The 19698-nt window shown below is 58.6% G+C and carries 18 protein-coding genes and 1 pseudogene; 2 read left to right on the forward strand and 17 right to left on the reverse strand.

The window, feature by feature from the left end; genetic code table 11:
• Positions 1 to 599: pseudogene (locus CHB97_RS24965) on the forward strand (IS3 family transposase); the annotation flags it as partial.
• Positions 600 to 886: 287 nt separating this feature from the next.
• Here the strand turns inward: CHB97_RS24965 and CHB97_RS24970 are convergent.
• The 13 genes from CHB97_RS24970 to CHB97_RS25030 form a co-directional block, all read right to left on the reverse strand.
• Positions 887 to 2377 (reverse strand): helix-hairpin-helix domain-containing protein, encoded by a 1491-nt coding sequence (locus CHB97_RS24970; protein WP_089290745.1) that lies wholly within the window; start codon positions 2375 to 2377, stop codon positions 887 to 889.
• Between the two features lie 11 nt (positions 2378 to 2388).
• Positions 2389 to 4125, reverse strand: coding sequence for a PP2C family serine/threonine-protein phosphatase (locus CHB97_RS24975; RefSeq protein WP_089290746.1), 1737 nt, complete (start codon positions 4123 to 4125; stop codon positions 2389 to 2391).
• A complete protein-coding gene (locus CHB97_RS24980) occupies positions 4122 to 5195 on the reverse strand; it encodes a TerY-C metal binding domain-containing protein (protein ID WP_089290747.1) in 1074 nt (357 codons plus the stop codon). Before CHB97_RS24980 ends, CHB97_RS24975 begins: the two co-directional genes overlap by 4 nt.
• A gap of 12 nt (positions 5196 to 5207) precedes the next feature.
• Positions 5208 to 5843 (reverse strand): VWA domain-containing protein, encoded by a 636-nt coding sequence (locus CHB97_RS24985; protein ID WP_089290748.1) that lies wholly within the window; start codon positions 5841 to 5843, stop codon positions 5208 to 5210.
• Between the two features lie 32 nt (positions 5844 to 5875).
• Positions 5876 to 6511, reverse strand: coding sequence for a VWA domain-containing protein (locus CHB97_RS24990; protein ID WP_089290749.1), 636 nt, complete (start codon positions 6509 to 6511; stop codon positions 5876 to 5878).
• Between the two features lie 23 nt (positions 6512 to 6534).
• Positions 6535 to 7113: a TerD family protein gene (locus tag CHB97_RS24995; protein ID WP_089290750.1), complete on the reverse strand. Its 579-nt coding sequence runs from the start codon at positions 7111 to 7113 to the stop codon at positions 6535 to 6537.
• 119 nt (positions 7114 to 7232) lie between these two features.
• Entirely contained in the window at positions 7233 to 7685 is a 453-nt protein-coding gene (locus tag CHB97_RS25000) for a tellurite resistance TerB family protein (protein WP_089290751.1), read from the reverse strand.
• Between the two features lie 12 nt (positions 7686 to 7697).
• Positions 7698 to 8957 (reverse strand): TerD family protein, encoded by a 1260-nt coding sequence (locus CHB97_RS25005; RefSeq protein WP_089290752.1) that lies wholly within the window; start codon positions 8955 to 8957, stop codon positions 7698 to 7700.
• Between the two features lie 158 nt (positions 8958 to 9115).
• Complete coding sequence (locus CHB97_RS25010) at positions 9116 to 9700, reverse strand: TerD family protein (RefSeq protein ID WP_089290753.1); 585 nt, start codon at positions 9698 to 9700, stop codon at positions 9116 to 9118.
• Positions 9701 to 9715: 15 nt separating this feature from the next.
• Positions 9716 to 10294, reverse strand: a complete 579-nt coding sequence (locus CHB97_RS25015) for a TerD family protein (RefSeq protein ID WP_089290754.1) — start codon at positions 10292 to 10294, stop codon at positions 9716 to 9718.
• 394 nt (positions 10295 to 10688) lie between these two features.
• The gene (locus CHB97_RS25020) at positions 10689 to 11768 is read right to left on the reverse strand and encodes a DUF475 domain-containing protein (RefSeq protein ID WP_089290755.1); all 1080 of its coding nucleotides are present in this window, start codon (positions 11766 to 11768) and stop codon (positions 10689 to 10691) included.
• A gap of 38 nt (positions 11769 to 11806) precedes the next feature.
• The gene (locus CHB97_RS25025) at positions 11807 to 12259 is read right to left on the reverse strand and encodes a tellurite resistance TerB family protein (protein ID WP_089290756.1); all 453 of its coding nucleotides are present in this window, start codon (positions 12257 to 12259) and stop codon (positions 11807 to 11809) included.
• Between the two features lie 84 nt (positions 12260 to 12343).
• Positions 12344 to 13669, reverse strand: coding sequence for a VWA domain-containing protein (locus CHB97_RS25030; protein WP_089290757.1), 1326 nt, complete (start codon positions 13667 to 13669; stop codon positions 12344 to 12346).
• 367 nt (positions 13670 to 14036) lie between these two features.
• On the opposite strand from CHB97_RS25030, the gene CHB97_RS25035 reads away from it, so the two are divergent.
• On the forward strand, positions 14037 to 15053 hold the full coding sequence (locus tag CHB97_RS25035; protein ID WP_089290758.1) for an ATP-grasp domain-containing protein: 1017 nt from the start codon (positions 14037 to 14039) through the stop codon (positions 15051 to 15053).
• 13 nt (positions 15054 to 15066) lie between these two features.
• Here the strand turns inward: CHB97_RS25035 and CHB97_RS25040 are convergent, their stop codons facing one another.
• From CHB97_RS25040 to CHB97_RS25055, 4 genes are all read right to left on the reverse strand, one after another.
• On the reverse strand, positions 15067 to 16029 hold the full coding sequence (locus CHB97_RS25040; protein WP_089290759.1) for an HpcH/HpaI aldolase/citrate lyase family protein: 963 nt from the start codon (positions 16027 to 16029) through the stop codon (positions 15067 to 15069).
• 68 nt (positions 16030 to 16097) lie between these two features.
• Complete coding sequence (locus tag CHB97_RS25045) at positions 16098 to 17195, reverse strand: cysteine protease StiP family protein (RefSeq protein WP_089290760.1); 1098 nt, start codon at positions 17193 to 17195, stop codon at positions 16098 to 16100.
• Positions 17192 to 17935: a hypothetical protein gene (locus tag CHB97_RS25050; protein WP_089290761.1), complete on the reverse strand. Its 744-nt coding sequence runs from the start codon at positions 17933 to 17935 to the stop codon at positions 17192 to 17194. Before CHB97_RS25050 ends, CHB97_RS25045 begins: the two co-directional genes overlap by 4 nt.
• An 8-nt stretch (positions 17936 to 17943) precedes the next feature.
• Entirely contained in the window at positions 17944 to 19095 is a 1152-nt protein-coding gene (locus CHB97_RS25055; protein WP_244559703.1) for a phosphoribosyltransferase domain-containing protein, read from the reverse strand.
• Positions 19096 to 19698: the final 603 nt, after the last annotated feature.

Raw genomic sequence — 19698 nt, forward strand, 5'->3', positions numbered from 1 at the left:
GGCTGCGGGAACTGGCATCGGAGCGACGGCGTTTTGGCTACCGGCGTCTGGGATGTCTGCTGGCCCGGGAGGGGATGGCGGTGAACCATAAGAAGTTGCTGCGGATTTACCGGGAGGAAGGGCTGGCGGTGCGCCGGCGGCGGGGTCGCAAACGGGCACTGGGCACACGGGCGCCTCAGGGGCCCAACCAGCGCTGGAGCCTGGATTTCGTGTCGGATGCGTTCAGCGATGGCAGGCGGTTCCGCATCCTGGCCGTGGTGGATGATTTCTCACGCGAATGCCTGGCCCTGGTGGCCGACACCTCGCTATCCGGCAAGCGGGTGGCGCGGGAGTTGGACGCGCTGATCGCCACACGCGGCAAACCGCTGATGATTGTCAGCGACAATGGCAGCGAGTTCATTTCCAGGGCGATCCTGGCCTGGACGCAAGCCAATGGGGTCGAATGGCATTACATCCAGCCCGGCAAACCCACCCAGAATGCGTTCGTGGAAAGTTTCAACGGACGCTTGCGCGATGAATGCCTGAATGAAACCCTGTTCCACGGCGTGCGTCACGCCCGACAGGTGCTGGCCGACTGGCGGGACGACTACAATAATATTTGACCTCATTCCACCCTGGGCGGGATGTCACCCCCAATACCAAACCAGAGGTCTCTGCTTATAAACGGTGATGTTTTGGGGAGCAGGTCACAGATATGTCGCCTCCATCATGACCTCCAGTGTGACGCCCGTCGGAAACCAAAATCTGGAAACCAACCGTACCCAGGTGAAGGGGGCATCCACACTATCAGTTCAGAAAATCTCCCGCATTTATTCCTCCAAGACAGCGTCTATTCCCTTGCAATCACATTCTCGAACCAATTTCAATGACTTGTGTCGGTTTTGATCTAGCAATTCACAAGTTGTACCTGGATTAATCTGCTACCGTCGGTACGGGACAGCAGAAGCTGACTGCCATCGGTCAGTTTCACATGTCCGCCGATCGGCACGTCCTTCTTGGCGATGACATCGTACATCTCGGGCATCCCCTCGTTCACAAGGAACCAGTCCCCCTGATGGCGCTGGAAATAACCCACCCGCTTCTTTTGATCAGGCAGCAGATGCTCATTGGGGAAAATCTTGCGGTTGACGTGCCAGGAGAAGAGGGACTGCCCGTCCCAGACCATAACCCGGTGGTTGTCAGACTGGTAGGTCCCGCTGTGCCGGCTGGAATAAAGATTCAGGACCGGCAGTTTTCCTTGATAAACAGTACCGCAGCAGGGACATTTTGGCTTGGTGCTGTTGTCGAACACATACCAACCCATCTCGCACTTGGCAGAGCAGGGTTGGATCATGTCAATGGTGCGCACCAGGGCATTCTCCCACTCCGAAGCTGTCGGGCGGTTCTGAGGATCATGCAGGCCGTTGACGAACGCCTTCCGGAACAGATCGGCTAGCAGCGGCCCGGCGATGGTATAGGGCATGGTGGACGGATCAGCCCAGGGTAACTGGGCTTTGGAAAGCTGAACGGCTTTTACCCGATTACTGGCGTCGGTGGGATGCTCGACAAACAGGGCCCTGGTACCCATTGCCAGTTCCTCATCCTTAGTCGCATCCATGTCATGGACCTTCCCGCCCCGCAAAGGGTGGCGGTAGAACAGATACATGTAGATCAGGACTGCAAGAGCGTGCCTGTCAGTCAATACCGATGGCAGCTTGCGATTGGGGTCGCTCTTGTCCAAATGCTGGGTGGCGATCACCTCGGGGGCGATAAAGTCCGGCGTTCCGACGACATCTGGTGGGAAGCGGCCGGGGACAACTAGGCCGTCAATATCGATCACGCAGGCATTGCCGGTAGTCGGATCAATCAACACGTTCTTATAGCTAAGATCCGAATGGGCGAGTCCGGCCGCATGGAGGCGACGAACCGCCCGGCTGATCATCAGGCAAATCCGGAGATGGGTCAGCCATGACCCCTTTTCCTCCTGGGCAAGAAATTTGGTACGATTGGAGGCGCTGGCGAACCACTTTCCTTCCTTTTCCTTACCCCTGATACCCAACATGTCATTGTTGACCGACCCATGGGCGAAGAAGAAATGTGACTTGTAGGCCGGCGCGACAATCCCCATCCGGCCGTCCTTTTCAACAATACTAGTCGGCCAGCAATATAAATCCCGCCAGTAATCCCCGCCTTCCTTTGCAAAAATGCCTTCACGATAGGTGCCGACGATGGATTTCAGGCGTTCGCGTCCTTGAAAATCAAGCGGGTCACGGAAGAAGGCGACGACATAGGAGCGGTCAGGGCTGAAATAGACATCCTTCATGCCCCCCTGGCCGATGATGACATCATTATATTCAACCTGCTGCCCATCAAGGGTGGTGAGCTTAACAATGGTCATGCCATGTTCCTTCAGGGCACCAGGATCGCCAGGGTCCGGTCGTCGTGATTTCCGGGGGACCAGAAGTCCAGCCATTCCAGGAATTGGGCTTCAATCGCATTATTCGTGCGGGAGAAATCGACCGCCTTTGCCAGATCGTCGTTCCAGAATGTCGCCCATCTGGCGGGTGTGGCGAAAACGGCGTCGGTCGGGAACTTCGGATCGGAGATGCCATCGGTCATCAGAGCGATGGCCGTGAACTCCTTGCGGACGTCAAAGAATATCCGTTTCGCTACCTCCTCGAACCCACCCGCGAACTCCGACCTCTGGAGGAAGCGGGTTTGGCCAGCAAATTCACCGCTGTCGGGAAGTGTGAGTGGGGTCAGGGAACCGTCCCGGATATCGAATACTGCCGCCCCACCATCACCAACTGAGAAGCCAGCAATAAACCAACCTCCCGGTATCTGCCGAACCACCACCACGATAAGAGTGGTCGAGAAGGCGGATGCTTTCGCGTCGTGAGAGGCAGCTTCTTCCTCAATCGCTTTGGCGGCCTGGAAGGCGGCGGTGGCCAGCGACTGATAAAGCTGGCTCTTTATCTGCCCGGTCGCGTCGGGGTTACCCTGCTGATGGGCGGGGACAAGCTTGGCCAGATGTGGGGTGAGATGTTCATCCAGCAGACCGGGAAGGCGCTGTAGCACGCAGTCGACGGCAACTTTGGAACCACGGCGGGAGTATTTGGCACTACCGGCACCATCAGCCACCGCCGCGATATGCCAGCCCCCCGGGCCATGGGCCAGGAGACCGAAATCATCGTCACGAAAGCCACCATCCTTGGCGTGGGAGCGTCCACGCTTGCTGGCCGCCACACAGAGCAGATCGCCTTCAATCCGGCGGAAGGCCTGGTCGGGTTTCCAGAACGAGTCGTTGCGGTCGCTATCCTTCGAAACCCACAGCGACTTGGGATCGGCGATGACCGCAAGGTTGGCTGTGACCTCGCAGCGCTTGCCATGGAAGAGCCCCAGCAGGCGGATGACGAAGTCGCCGCTGGTCGCGGGCGTCCCCTTCAAAAGTCCGGATACTGGGTCCAGGGTCAATCCGGAGCCACCAGCATTCTCCAGTTTAATATCCTTGAACCCCTCAATCTCGACTGCGCCCTCATAGGCTTCATTGGCCCTGGCATTCTTCAGATAGACCGTCTTCTTGACCATTCCGAAGGGCGATATGGTCGGGTTCCCAGAGGCTGGTGGGCGGGCTGCCCCCTCCGGTTGGGAGACAGGACTGGCTGGAGCGGCCTGCGGACGTGCTGTGTCCATGGATGGGGCCGGAACCGGCGGTGTTTCTTGGGCGGGCTGGACAGAGGATGGTGCAGCTTTGGCCACCGGATCTCGGGGAGGCGTAGGCGTGGTCATCGGAGCCTTTAAAGAAGGGGAGGGGGCGTCGAACTCTTCAGTCGGCACATACTTCTGAAGTTCATGACCGGAAGAGAAAACGGATTTGGACGGGGGTTGAAGAACCGAAGGAGCCTGTGGAGCCGCAGGCTCGGTGGTTCGCGGGTCGGCAACCGCAGTCCGTTCCTCCAACTGCTTCCAACGCCGGTTGATGGCAATGCGATCAAGAACAAAAAGAATACGACGTAATTCCGGCGGCAGGCCAAAGAAGTCGCGGTAACCATCCCCCGGGTCCGGGACTTTTTCCTCAGTAACGATGCTGGCCAAATCAGCCATCGCGACGCGGATGGTGCTGGGGAACTTGAAATCGTCGGTCATCCCCGCCCCCGTCCGATATCGAAACCGTCACCGGCCTCCGCCGTGCCATATATCCCGATCTTGTCGCACCAGGGGCAGGTCTGTTCGCCCTCGCCCTCCACGCAATGAATTTTCCCGCAGCCACAGACCGCCATGGCGAAGCGCGCGCCGCAATGCGGGCAGTTGGGTTGGCCGATCAGATCCTCGGAATAGACGGACTGACCACCGCCGACCGTATCCGACAGGTCGAAATAGCTGTGCTTCACCGGAACAGCCGTATCCAGGGCATAGCGGCGGGTCTTGAGCAAATTGGCCAGAACCGGGTCCGACGTCTCCATCCGCCCCATATGCCGTTCATACTTCACCACATAGGGCAGCTTCTTTTTGGCGCATTTGCCGACAAACACGGCGTAGCGATCATCCACCCCGGCAAAGGGGGCCAAGCCCGCCGCCGATTCCATGGGCACCAGCAGACCGGGTTCGGCTTTGGCCAGGTTGACCTTGCCATCCTGCCCTGCGCTGACGCTCCGGCTCTGACTTTGGATCGACATGGATATCCAGCGGATGAAACGGGCGAACGCGTCCGGCGCGCTGTCGTTGAAAACGACCACATCATCGGTCAGCCGCTTCAGCAGGGTGTGATCAGCCCCACCGCCGATGGATACGGCCACCAAACCCACCCGGTGCCGGTATGAGCGGTTCCAGCGCTCAAGGGCGGGTGTCACATTGTCCGTCGGGTACCCGTCGGTCAGCAGGAAAATGATGGGCCGCCAATCTCCCTTGCGGTCGGGCGTCGTGGTCACGACGGTGCGGTCGATTTCATCCATCAGGTGCGACAGGGCCGCCCCCAGGGCCGTACCGCCGCCGACCGGCAGTTCCGGTGGATGGAAGGCGAAGAGTTCGGTGAGCTGGGTTACCGTCTTCGTCTTCCCGGCGAAGGCAATCACCGAGAGGAATGCCATCTCCAGCGCATAGGGATCCTTGCGAAGGGTGGAGACAACTGCCCCGATCCCCTCCTCAAGCTTGTAGAGCTTCTCCCCGACCATTGATTCTGAAACATCAACAAGAAAAAAGATCGGCAAGCGGCGCATCGCCGGTTCCCCTTACAGGACAACCTGGATTTCGGGCGGCGGCGGCGGCAAGGCAACGGTGCCGGCCGCCCCCATCGATCTGTTCCCCCCCGAAATTGCGGCCGTTACCCATTTGAAGAAGCTGGTGAAGCCGGCGCTGTCCATCGTGTCCAGCGACACGACATGATCGCAGAGGGGCTGGATATCCTCCTTGCGCGCCTTCGGGCCAGCCACACAGCCGATGATGCTGGCAAACCCGATGGACCGAATACGGGGGCACTGTTCTTCGAAAACCTGGATGTCCGACGGTTTGCCGTCGGTCATCACGAATAGATAGGGGGCCCAGTCCCCCTTCTCTTCCACCGTGGTATGCCTGATCTCCTGGCGAATGCGCGCTCCCAGGGTTTCCAAGGCTAGCCCCAGATGGGTGGGGCCGGATTGAGGGGTGGTGATCACGGGCACCTGCAGCTCGTCCAGGGCTGTGAGCGGCACCTGTACCTTGGCGTCCGCATCGAACGTAATGATGCTGACATGCACCGTCTCCAGGGCGTGCGGATCCTGGCGCAAAGCGCTGACCATGACCCGGATACCCGTATTGACGGCTTCAATCGGCTCTCCCCGCATCGAGCCGGACGTGTCGAGCAGCAGATAAACAGGAAGCCTTCGCACGCGTCCCTCCCCTCTTCCTCAGGCAGCTTTGCTCAGACCAGGGTGATCTGGGGCGGCGGCGGTGGAAGCTCGCTGATCTCGCTGGAGTCGGACTTGGTGAGATCAACCTTCTTGGACGAGGTAGAGATGGAGGCAGACACCCACTTGAAGAAAGCTCCGATGGTGCTGCTATCAGCCGTATCCAGCGACACCACCACCTCGGTGATCTTCTTCAGCACCGTGGTATCGGCCTGTGGGCCGGCGGCGCAGGCGATAACCATGCCAGTCTTCACCTGCTTGAACTCGATCAGGTCCTTTTCCCAGTCATCGGTCGGCTGGCCATCGGTCATGATGAAGACAAGCGGCTTCCAGTCGCCCTTCTCCTCAGGCGTGGTCTTCTTGACTTCCCGCTCGATACATTCCTTCGTTACCTTCAAGGCATCGCCCAGGGAAGTGGTGGAACCCGCATCAAAGGTTGGGGGCTGGAACGCCATCAGTTCGGTCAGCGGCACGACCTGGCGGGCCTTGCTGTCGAACACGATTACCGAGAGGTAGGCCGTTTCAAGGGCATAGGGATCGGTTCGCAGGGTGCTGACCAGCATCTGCATTCCGTTGCGGACGGCTTCGATGGGCTCTCCATGCATGGAGCCAGAGACATCAAGAACCAGATAGACGGGAAGACGACGCATTGGCTTTTCTCCTGCTATTCTGGTCAGCCCACGTTGATTCCATACTGGCCGCACATGGCGGCCAGCCCGCCTGCATAGCCCTGACCGACGGCCCGGAACTTCCACTCCCCATTATGTCGGTAGATTTCTCCAAAGGTCATCGCCGTCTCGGTTGAATAATCTTCCGATAGGTCATAGCGGGCGATTTCCTTATCTGTTTCGTCATTGACGATACGGATGAAGGCGTTTCGGACCTGTCCGAAACTCTGCCGGCGAGATTCGGCATCATGGATGGTCACGATAATGGCAATGGTCTGAATATCTGTCGGAACAAGGCCAAGATTGACCTTGATCGCCTCGTCATCACCTTCGCCGGCACCAGTCTTGTTGTCACCGGTATGTTCAACTGACCCGTCAACAGACTTCAGATTATTGTAGAAGATGAAGGCCTTTTCGTCCGGTACCTTATGATTGGCACCGAGTAGGAACGCAGAGGCATCCAGGTCGAAATCGGCACCATCGGTGGAACGGGCGTCCCAGCCCAGTCCGATCAAAATCCGCTTCAGACCGGGTTCGCTCTTGGACAGGCTGACATTACCGCCTTTGCTCAAGGAAATGGTCATGGTTTTCCTCTATGTCTATCTACAAGCAGGAATGCGGCCCGGCGGGTGGCCGTGCGATGATGCGCCCATAGAGGGCATCGCACGACCGGGCACCCAGGCTGACTTCCGAATCCCTCCGCTCAGAGGTTGAAGTCGGAAGGGGAGAGGCCGAGTTCGGAGCACATGCGACGGACGGCTGCCTTTTCCTTCTCATCGAAATTGCCGTCAGCAGCGCCAATGGCGCAGCAGACACGGACAACCAGTTGGGCCTGTGGTTTGCCGCGAAACTTGCCGACGGCCTGCATCACCTCGCCAACACCGATCATTGCGTCGAACTCGAACTTCTCCACATATTTCTGGAAAATCTTGATGACGTCCCCGGAATCGAAGACCTTCAACTGGTCGGACGTGCGCAGAAAACCCATCATCTTCTGCTTTTCTTCAGATGTGATGCTGCCGTCGGCATAAGCAACCAAAGCACTACCCGCGACAACCGCCTCCAGCAAATCCTTCGATTTGAACTTGGTGATTTCGGTGTTGAGAGCCTCGCGGGCCTCGGTGACGTTCTTCTTCAGCCAATCCGTGAACGACATTGCTTTTCCCTTTCAATCCTTGCTGCCGGCTGCCCAGCGGAGACCCCAGTGATAGGCCTTATCCATGGGTTGATGCCCCCGGAAATAGCGCTCTTCCTTGGTGACTTTCAGTTTGCCCCCGTCACTCTCGATCAGGGCAATGGCGCACATCCCCTGGCCAGAGGTCGGATTGTCGAGCCGGACCTCGATATCGGGCTGGCCCGGTACCTTCACAGTGGCGACACCATCGGCGGCAGCCCAGTTCGGCACGCCATCATAAATGAAGGCGAACACAAGTATGCGTTTGATCTTCGCCAGCTTGTCGCCATTGATGCGGATATTCTCCCCCTGAGCCATGGCCCCGGTACGATCATCGCCAGCGTGCTTGATGAAGGGTTCGTCTTGATAATTCCCCCAGGCATTGCCAAGTGCCTGGACCACACCTTTGTAGCCGTCCTCCAGTTCCCAAAGACAGCCGAGATCCAGATCGATTCCCTTGCTGCCCCCTAACAACCCGCCCAGCAGACCGCCCTTTTTCTCCGACCGTTGATTCCAGTTCAGATTGAAGATGATTTCACCAAAGCTTTCGCCCGGCTTCTTCTCCAGCGAGACGGACTGCCCCCGCTTCTCCAGCGTCACCTTGATCAAGCTGATCGGCTTGACCACCGGCGGTGGGGGCGGCGGTGCAGGCGGTTTTGCCTGCACGGGAACAGGCGATGGTGCCGGTGGCTCATCCGTAATATCGACGCCATACTGACGGGCCAGCGGCGCCAGCCCACCGCTGAACCCCTGTCCGACAGCACGGATTTTCCACTGACCATTCCGGCGATAGACCTTGGCGAGGGTGATCGCCGTCTCCCTCATCCCTGCGACAGGCAGGTCGAAGCGGGCCACTTCCTGGCCAGAGGAAGGGTCCAACAGACGGGCGAACATGCCGTTCAGGCTGCCGAAACTCTGCCCCCGCGCCTGCCCCTCATGAATGGTGACGCAGATATCAATGGAGTCCACAACCGCAGGCACCTGGGTCAACGCGACCTCAAATGCCTGCATATCGGCCGGGGAACCCGTTTGCGGGGAGGGTTGAAACCGGACAGAACCATCCGGTGAGGATTGAGAGCCATAGAAGACGAAATGTGCGTCGTCCGGCACCTTTCCATCTGCCTTGACCATGAAGGCGGAGGCATCAATCTCCATCCCTGCGATGGATTTCGGGTTCCACCCGACCGCAACAACAACGCGGGGGGCAGAAGGAATACCCGCATTCGCGCCTGGTGTCAGAACAGCCACACCCATTCCCCTATCCCCTTACGCGATCTCTTTTGTCAATTCCCCGCGACAATTACAAATCACCGGGCTCATCATCGATGGGCTCAGCGAGAAGCCATATGCGCGGAAGCGGCAGTCACCTGCCGCTTCCGTCCCGATCGGGGTAACCTCTTCGGGATTAGATGTTAAAGGGCGGCCTGAATCGCCGGCATCATGTCGTGGAAGGTGCGACCGATCGTCTTCTCGCCGATCGCATGGATCTTCCACTCCCCATTGTGGCGATAGATCTTCGCCATCACCAAACCGGTATGACCGCCCGACTCACCGAGAGAAAATTTCGCCAGCTCCTTTCCTGTTCCCTCGTCAACCACGCGGCAATAGGCATTGGCCACCTTGTCGAAGGTCTGTCCGCGGAAGGAATTGACGGTAAAGACCAGCGCCCTGACGCTGGCTGGCAACTTCGACAGGTCGACCTTGATGGTCTCGTCATCGCCGTCGCCGGCACCGGTGAGGTTGTCACCCGTATGAATAATGGTGCCGTTCATCCCCTTGAGTTGACGGAACCAGATTTCATCCACCAGCTTGCCGGATTCGTCAAAGACAAGGCAGGAAGCGTCGAGATCGATATTCTCGGGTGCACCACCGAACAGCCCGCCAAGCAGTCCCCCCTTCTTCGCCACGTCCCAGCCAAGCCCCATGAAGATGCGTGTCAGAGAGGCCCCATCTTTCGAGAGGCTGACCTTCTGGCCTTTTGAGAGAGAGACGGACATCCCGATCCCCTTACCTTAGCCGATATTAACCCCGAAATTCTTGGCGAGCGGCCCCAGGCCACCAGCAAAGCCCTGACCGATCGCCTTGAACTTCCACTCAGCACCGTTCCGATAGATCTCACCAAAGATCATCGCCGTCTCCGTGGAGTAATCTTCGGAGAGGTCGTAACGGGCGATTTCCTTGCTGTCGGCCTTGTTCAGAACACGGATATAGGCGTTGGAAACCTGTCCGAAATTCTGTCGGCGGGCCTCTGCCTCATGGATCGTAACCGAAAAGGTGACCTTACGGACATCGGCGGACACCTTGGACAAATCGATCACAACGGTCTCGTCGTCTCCCTCACCGGCACCAGACTGGTTGTCGCCCTGGTGGACCACCGAACCATCGGCAGAAGTCTTGTTGTTATAGAATATGAAATCGGCATCGCTGCGCACCTTGCCGCCTTCATCCAGCAGGAATACCGAGGCGTCCAGGTCAAAGGCGGAACCGTCGGTGACCCGCGCATCCCAACCCAGGCCAACAATGATGGCGGTAAGGCCCGGGGCCTCCTTGCTCAGGGAGACATTCCCCCCCTTGGACAGAGAAACGGCCATTAGATCGCTCCGATATTGTCGTTGAAACGGTAACTTGAATAATAACAGAATTAATTCCGGTACATTCTCCCCAAACCTGTCCCATTGCGGTAAGTGGCAGATGGTAGCGGAAAATTCAGCGCAAGCGTCTCGCAAACAAGGTAATGAAGTCAAGTGACATACGCGTTGAAGTAGATTATATAATTTTCATCTTCCCCTCTTGTCTGGACGGACAGGGACCAGCTTGCCCCGTGGGGCGCTGAGAGGCTTGAGAGCACCACCGCCCGTCGACGGGCGGTGGCAATCCACGATCGAACAACGTCGATTCAGTTTCATGACATCCGGGTACAGGCGCAGCGCCATGTTTCCCAGCGCACAACGCCTGTACTGAGCCTGCGCCGATGAACCGACCTGCCTAAGCGGCAGTACCCGTCTCTCTGCTCTCAGACGGTGCAAGTGCCGCCTCGGCGTGGTTATGGCGGATGGAAGACCATACAGAGAGGCCGATGAAAGTCGCACCGATCAGACCGGTCAGAACCTCGGGAATGTGGGTCAAGGTCTGGGCATACATGATGCCCGCCAGCGCCAGGATGGCATAGAAGGCGCCGTGCTCCAGATAGCGGTATTCCGCCAGTGTGCCTTTGTCCACCAGCATGATGGTCATGGAACGGACATAGAAGGCGCCAACCCCCAGGCCCAAGGCAATGACGAACAGGTTGTTCGAAAGGGCGAACGCGCCGATCACACCGTCAAACGAGAAACTGGCATCCAGCAGTTCCAGATACATGAAGGAGGCAGCCCCCGACTTGTACGTACCTTCCATGGTCTCCTGGCTGGCCTCCATGGCGGCACCAACGCCCTTGACCGCAAGAAAGCACAGCAGCCCCAGCACCCCGGCCACCATGAACTCATGGGCATGATCGCCAAGGAACAGGCTCAGCACGTAGATGGCGAGCAGGACAATGATGATCTCGATGGATTCAATGCTGGCTGCCTTGGAAAGGCGGCTTTCCAGGACGTGGAACCAGTGGGTATCCTTCTCTGCGTCGAAGAAGAATTTCAGCCCGACCATAAACAGAAAAGTGCCACCGAAAGCCGCGATGCCGACATGGGCATCGGTCAGGATTTGGGCATAGCGCTCCGGCTCGTTGATGGCCAGGGTAACGGCTTCGATCGGGCCGAGGCTGGCCGCGATTGCAACGATAAGCAGTGGGAAGATGATACGCATCCCGAACACGGCGATGAGAATCCCCCAGGTCAGGAAACGGCGGCGCCAGACCGCGTCCATGTCTTTCAGGATGGTCGCGTTCACGACCGCATTATCAAAGGACAGGGATATTTCCAGGACGCACAGGACCGCCACGATAAACGCGGTGCCGAGCGCGCCGGCGATGGTGCCGGTAGCATTATAACCGAGCCAAGCACCCGCAAGCAGGCCCAGGATTGTAAAGGCGAAGGACCAGTTGAAATAGCTGAGCGTAGGCTTGGATGACATTTCGGCTCCTGCAGAGAAGACCGGTTGGCAACCGGATATCAAATGTTGAATTCAGCGGGATCGACGGCGGCGGCAGAAGCGATCTTGCGTGCAACCTCGCGTTCCTTCGGGTCAAAATTGCCATCCGCATTTGCGACCGCCAGCACAACGGCGACGACAATACGGGCCTCGGGCTTGCCCTTGATCTTGGAGACAAGGGCCAAGGCCTCACCCTCGCCGATGGTCCGGTCAAATTCGAACTTTGTGACGATGGCATTGAAACTGGCGATAACCTTCTGAAGGTCGAAGACCTTCAGGGCATCGGAATTCTGAATGAAGCCGACCATTTTTTGCTTTTCCGACGACGAGATTTCCCCATCGGCTGATGCCATCATCGCACAGCCCGCTGTGACGGCATGCATGAAGGCATCATTCTTGAACTTGGTGACTTCATCGGCCAACCCTTTCTGAATGGAGGCGGCATTGGCTTTCAGCTTGTTCCAGAAGCTCATGGGACTTCCCTTTTTGGCATTGGGCGTGAAGACAAAGCGGCCACCTGGCTCTTGGCAGGCGGCCGCTTTGTGGGTGGTGTTTAGTCAGCCGCGAAAGAGACCAGCTTTGTGCGCGGCCTCCTGCCAGGACGGGAACTCCTCCATCAGGAGCTCGAAAATTTCCTCGTCACTCGGTTTGGATGGATCGTCCACGCTAAAGAAATTCGCGTTATCCACCAACCGTCCTGGCATATCGTCAAGATAAGCAAGGAAATCAAAGCCGCGCGGCAGACGACCGGATTTCTTGCCCCGTTCCAACAGGCTACCTGCAGGCCGTTCGCCAATGGCAATGAAACTCCAATGGATGGGTTCTCGGGATGCCTCCACGATCATCTTCTCTGACAGTGCGCGATCCTCGGTGCCACCATCCGTCAGGAACATGACATAGACCGGCATCTGGCCCCAATCCGACTGGCTGGCGTAAAACGCTCGTATCCGGCGCATGACCTGACCGTACCTGGTTCCGCCTTCCAGATTGTACTGCCCGAGCATGGCGGGAACGAAGCCACGATAGGTGTCCACGTTCAGCGAGCCGTAATGATGGTCGCGTGCCCCGAACAGAAAGACATCAATCTCGCCATCATCATCAAAGCGATAGGCAATCGCCATGGCACGCTCGACAAAGTGCTGGACCTTGCCAGATCGGTAGAGACTGCGCATGGAACCGGAAATGTCCAGCACCAGGGCGACCTTGGCCCGATCCGTGACCAACCGCTTCTTTTCAAGACTGACCTGCACCTTCTTGATCAAACTGACGAGCTGCTTATCTTTTTTTTCCAGGTTCACAAGCCTTTTCTCAAGGCTTACCCGGCTGGCACCGGCTTTGGACAGGGGGGTGGCATCGGGGACCGGGGGCGGGATCGGGGCTTCATCCACAACGATGCCGAAATGGCGCGCCAGCGGTGCCAGTCCCCCCACGAAGCCCTGGCCAACGGCCTTCACTTTCCACTCGCCGCCCCGGCGATAGAGCTCACCGATGATCAGCGCCGTCTCGGACATGCCAGCGGTCACAGCATCGTACCGGGCCACGTTTTCGACCTCAATAAAGGCGGCGCTGGCCTCAGCGAAGCTGTGGCCGGTACCCTCCGCCTCATGGATCGTGATGGCGAACGCGATCCGCACCACATCGGGTGGCACCTGGTCAAGGTCGATGGTGAACCTGCCGTCAGCCAGTTTTACGCTGCCATCCCTGGAGGCAGGTTGATTATAAAAGATCATGTCGTCGTCGGATTGGACCTTGCCATCCGCTTTAATCAGAAAGGCGGACGTGTCCACATCCAGATTGCCGATGCGTGCCGGGGCCCAGCCGACGGTAACGCGTGTATGGGACGCGGGGATGGCAGTATTGCCGCCTTGGGTCAGGGCCTTCATGGAGACAGCCTCATTTAATACCAGATCAGGAGCTTGGGTGGCGTTCAAACGTCGCGGCTATGCCGTCCGCCATATCCTTGAAGGCGTGTGATAATGTCAAAGTTCGCCAATGATACCATCGCCTCTCCCTTTCAGCACCTATATCAATGGCCATATGCGCGGTGGGGTAATGCCTAGGGTGGTAAAAAAATATTATATTGATAGATATTTATCAATCGCATTTACATTTTTGCGATATTAAAGTATAAAGAGACAAAATTGTGACATATGACGCTTTTTACTCGGTGTTGCTGGATTTTTCATAAAATGCCAGAAGGCCGACTGTGTGCATGTGCCATCCTGCTATTTGACCGAAGGGCGAATATTCATGACCACGCAAAGCCGGCGGGTTTGGTTCAGCCGCGGCCTGTCGAACGTAACGGACATTGCCCGCACCGTTGATCGGACTGGCGGCCTGGAGATATTGGTCAGCCATACGGAGGCAGACTTTCCGGGTTTCGCCTTCGCCGACCGGCGCTGGGTGGAACCGGAGGATCTATATAAAGGCAGTGGTTTTGCCGATTACGCCCTGGCAAAATGCCAGGAGTTGGGCATTGATCTGTTGTGGCCCGGCAAGGGTGCGCCCGACATCATGGCCCGGAAAGCGGAATTCGACGCCGCCGGCATCCGCACACTGCTTGCAAGCGACGCAGTGACCCATGCGCTGTTGGACGATAAGGCGGCTTTCTACCGCGATCTGGCTGGTACCGGCCTGCCGATCCCGGAATGGATGGAATTTTCCACGCTGGCAGAATTCGAAGACGCCTGGGCCACGCTTCGCCCGTTCGTACCCTCCCTGTGTGTCAAGCCCACCGTTTCGATCTTCGCGCTGGGCTTCCGGCGGATCGTGGAGGACGATGACGAGTGGGGCCGTTTCGTCTCCAACGACCAGTACAAGATTGGTCTCAGCGAATTCCGACGACTGCTTGCAAGCACGCACAAACATCGTCCATTCATGCTCATGCGTACACTTGAGGGCGAGGAACGGAGTGTGGATTGCGTGGCGCATCAAGGGCACCTTGTCGCCGCCGTTTCCCGCGTGAAGCGGGGGCGGATACAGCATATCGAAACAGATCATGCGGCCATCCGGATCGCGCGCGCGCTTGTGGAACGGTATCGCCTCAACGGTGTGGTGAATGTGCAAACCAAGAACCATGAGGGCACACCCTATATTCTTGAGGTAAACCCCCGGATGTCGGGTGGCACGCTTTATAGCTGCCAGACCGGTCTGCATCTGCCCTACTGGGCCATAATGCTGGCGCTGGGCGACGCCTCACCGGAGGACGTGCCTTTGCCCACATCAGGCGTGGTTGCCCCCATCCAGGGGGTTGTCAGAGTCTTTTGACGACAAGGAAACGTCAGGCGGAAACGAAGAGACGCGGACCTGCCCCTATATCAAACTCCCCTTCATGCACCGACAGCCCGACCGTGACGCCGTAGAGGGCCGCACGCTCCAGGAGGGTCTGGGCGGCTTTGCGGTGGGTGGCCGGCTCGCACATGGTGCCGTGCATCTTGAAGACGGCCGGCGCGTCAGACCGCAGAATCTCGCGAGCCATTTCCATATCCTCGTTCCGCACGGCATAGAGGCTTTCGATCATCTTCGCCTGCTGCGGATGGATAGCCGTCTTGCCAAACAGCCCGTGGTCAAGGTCCTGAACGACCTCGCGCTCCAGTACCTTGAGGCAGTCGATGGCCTCGCAGACCGGTGCCGTCAGGTTGAAGCCGTGCGGCTTGAAGGTTGAAACCAGCATGGCAATGGTATGGCCGATCACCGTCTCGTAAATGGTCCGGCTCGGGGGACGGCGCACGCCCAGCAGGTTGAACAGGTCGTTGCCGCCGATGCGTAACGCCAGGATGCGGGGGCGCACGGCGCTATCGGACATATATTCGCGCAGGCGACGCATCTCGACAGCGTCGAACACCTCGGCTGTCTCCAGTGTCGGCATGACGACGAACGGGCTGTCATGGCCAGAAATCTGGTCCAGATAGGTGCCAAGGTTTGCGGTCGTGATCTTCGGCAAGACGAAGCCATCAATCTTGCTGATCCCGCGCATCTGGAGCACGCGGCCCATGACGTGGGGGTTGCGCACCCGGATGAAACGAAGCAGTCCAGGCGAGGCCTGCATCAATGGCAGGGCATTTTCCAGGATGTCCAGCGCCTGACTGACATCATCCGTCAGCACCGCATCCTCGGTGCAGAAAATAACCGAACGCAAGCCTTTATGCTTTTCTCGGTTGCCGATCTCAACGAGGTCACCGCGGGTCGCGGGGACATACAGGGACGCGCCAAGGTGGAGATAGCGATTATCCTGGACTTCCATGGTGAATTCCTTGCCGCTTGGCCGGGCTTCGGGGTGAGGTCGATGGTTGAAAGACGTTCGTTTCGAGGTCAGCCCTCGCCCAGGGTCTTGATGATGGCGGCTGCCCTATAGGGGCGGGCCAGCGTCGGGTCCACAATCACCCTCACGCCGCGCCCGCGTGCCAGTTGCATCAGGTGCGCCACATCGCGGTGATCAGGTTCTCGCACGATCAGGGTTTCCGGCACACGCCGCAGCAGCGACCGGGTGGACTCGCCGATGCCCGGTTTGATGCGATTGCGGTCAGCCACACCATGGCGTTCCATGCAGGAGGCAACGAATGCCTCGCAACCGGCCCGCAGGTCGGCCAGCCTGTCCGAGGAGTTACCGACCGGCAGGCAGGCCGGATCAAAAAGTGCATCCAACATCGGTCTGGTCACCTCATCAACGAAGCGGCGGGAGATGTCATGCGGCTCAAGACCGGTATAGTAGACACAGGCATGAAAGTCGCCAGGGCCGACATAGTCAGCATTCAGCACCGTGCGGCTGACCAGGCCGGAAACGATCGCATTCAGCACAGAGGACGGGATCAGGTAATCCTCATAGCTGGAAGACAGGGCCGCGACCCCTGCCAAGTCGGCGACCACGGCGAGCGAGGGATCCACGGCGACACCGCGCGAGGTATTGTAGGACGTCACGCAGCGCTTCAGTTCGGCCGTGATGGCCCCCTTTCCCGTCCAACCGTCCACAAACATGATGGAGCCGTCACCATGTGCGGCCACAATACGGTCGAGAGCGACTTCATCAATACCGCGGTCACGGATGATGGAAACCGAGTAATGGAAAACCTCGCGACCCAGGGCACGCAGGGCGCGCCGCAGCAGGACGCCAACGGGGGTTCCGGCACGCGCGAGGCTTGTGACGGCGATCGTGCCGTCCTTGCGGGCCGCTATGCCCTTCGCAAGGGCTGCCATATCGGCTGCAAAACGGTTCCGGTTGCGTCGGAAAACGGCCCAGAATAGGTCCATATAAGCGGGGTCCGGTGCCCTCTCCGCACTCAACATTTCCGAATAATGGCGGCGACCGGCCTGGATCAGGCGTTCCTTCGCCTCGATCTCGGTTGGTGGCATGTCGACGGTCTTCAACAGGAACGTCACATCCTCAGGAAGGTAGCTGCCAGAGAAGCTCATCGGGCGTATTTCATCAAGGCGTTGAATATCTGCGAGTGGGAGGTTGGGGTGATCGCGTAATCACACAGACCCATGAAGGAAAGATCGGTGAAGCTGTCCCCGATACCGAGCGTCAGGGTGGAATCCGTACCCACATTGTCCAGATACCAGCGCACCGCCCTGGCCTTGCCGAGAAACCCCGGCATCGCCGCGAGGTTGTTGCCGTTCAGGTGCAGATACCAGCCATCCGGCAGACCCTGTCCAAGTTCCGCCGCCACCCCTGCCAAACATTCCTCATCATGGGCGTTGTGTTTGACGGAAAGGTAGAGATCTAGCCCCGCATCGGACACGATGGTGTGGCGCACATCCGCCCCCCTGGCGGTGGCGATACGGACCATTTCGTCAAGGATGCCTTCCAGGGCGGCACGTTCACGCTCCACCTCGGCGGAGATGAAGGCGTGCCAACGCGGTTCGGGCCTTCCATCGGGGCCGATCAGCAGGCCGCCGAAGGAGCAGATCGCATGGCTGTGTCTTAGACTGAGGCGGACCCGGTGGAAGGCGGCCTCGTTGCGACCGGTGGTCGGGACGATCACAGCACCGTTGCCCAGGACATGGGACAAGAACCGTTCCTGCCGCGCGCTTTGGAAGGAAAGCGGCGTGCCCTGGCGGTCGACGGCAGCGACCCGCGAGCGATCGGGTCCGGCCTTCCGGTCACTGTTGAACAGAGAATCGTCAAGGTCGACAAAGGCATAAACGGTCATGGCAGCCTTCAGAAGCAGACGATGTCAGCGGAGAGCGCCGCTGCGAGTTCAGGATCGGCCGAGTGCGCCGGGGTTTCGAGGCAAAGCACAACGCGGTCGTAGCCACAGCCGATGGCATTGTAGAGGTAGTTCTGGATGCCATCGCCGTAATTATCCCGAAAAGTCAGGGCATTGGCGATCGCATGGCCGACCATGATCGGTGACCTGGTCGTGGCCTGACACCAAGCGTCCACGCCGCGCGCCTCAAGCAGCTCGGCCAGCCGGAAGGGCGCCCAGACAAACTCCCCGGTGCCAAGGACCAGGGCTCTCTCCCCGGTCCGCAGAGCGAGATTGTCGGCTATCTCTGCGGGGGTGCAAGGGTCTTTACGGATGCCAAAGCGGCCATAGTTGGTACGCAGCACAGCCGAGCGGGAGCGCCCATCGCCCTCCAGGTTCGGCATCTTGACCGTGGGGGCATCCGGGTTGCGCTCGAAACGGTATTCACCCTCAAGCAGGGACACCAGATCGGCAGGGACGCCTGCCGCCACCGCCGCCGCCGTCTTCGCACGACCGCCGCTCCAGTCTGTCAGGACCACGCAGACAAGACGTTCGACATCGACACAAAAACTGCCAGCGGCACGAACAAAATTGCCGAAGGTCTTGCCCGTGCTGGCTTCATCATCGACCAGCACCAATGTACGGGCCGAGCGCATCAGGTCGGCATCGCGCGGATCGACAGGGACGCAAACATTGTGTCCCGTAGCGTGGCTATGCTCTTCACGGAACGCAAAAGCTGGCGCTGCATCAAACGCATAGCGGGTGGTATGCACGAACAGCGCGTCGTGGCGACCGGTCCGACGCACCCATTCGTCAAAGACGCCCGTCCCCATGCAAATGGCTGTCTCTGCCATGCCTACAAACAAGACCGGGCCAGGCAAATCATCCGCGACCATGGCGGACAGATCGCGGTAGGTCCGGCGCATCACGGACGGCCGTACCGGGATATGACGGCCCAGCACCTTGCTGACAAAAAGAAAACCGCGCTTGGGATTAAGCCGGGCAGCGAATCCGCACAGCGCCTCCAGCGGCGCACACGACCGGTTGACGGCAATCTCCAGATCACCCGCAGGCAAGGACAGGGTGGATATTTCGATTTTTGTGTTGACCACATTGGCTCTCAAGGTTGCATGGTATGCGCAGAATTACCATTCAGATGGCCTTTTGGAATCGGTTTTGTGATTTTGTATTGAGAAATTTTTATTAGGGTCCAGACTCAATCAGCGACAGTACGCGACTATGGTTGTAATGGCGAGTGTAGATCGACACCTCCGGTAACCCTGTGTGATGCCGTGACCGGAGCAGAATCGGGTATCCCGGCACCGTGGTGTCAGCTTTCGGCATATCATGGCCTACCCAAAGCCGCCCGAACGGGCGGCTTTGGCGTCAAGCGGGCGCAGTTCTCCCGTTGAGTCAGACCCATCGTTTCATGTTGTAGGCCATGGCGGCCAGCGTGATGGTCGCTTCGGCGCGTTTGATGCCGATTGTAAAGGGCGAAATGGAAATCCCCAGAAGTGGCACTTGAAAATTCCCCAGATGGTTTGGCTGGTGAATTGATTTTGGATTATCAGGCTTGTTTTGTTTTCGGCGGTCTCCCCCTTGGTTTTGGCTGATTTGGCGGGTTGATGGGCTTGGTGCGGTTGTTATCCGGGATCAGGTCGGCATGACGGCGCAGGCGATAGCTGGCGCCCTCGATATGGACGACGATGGCATGATGCAGGAGGCGA

This window comes from Azospirillum sp. RU38E (assembly GCF_900188385.1).
Lineage (GTDB): Bacteria > Pseudomonadota > Alphaproteobacteria > Azospirillales > Azospirillaceae > Niveispirillum.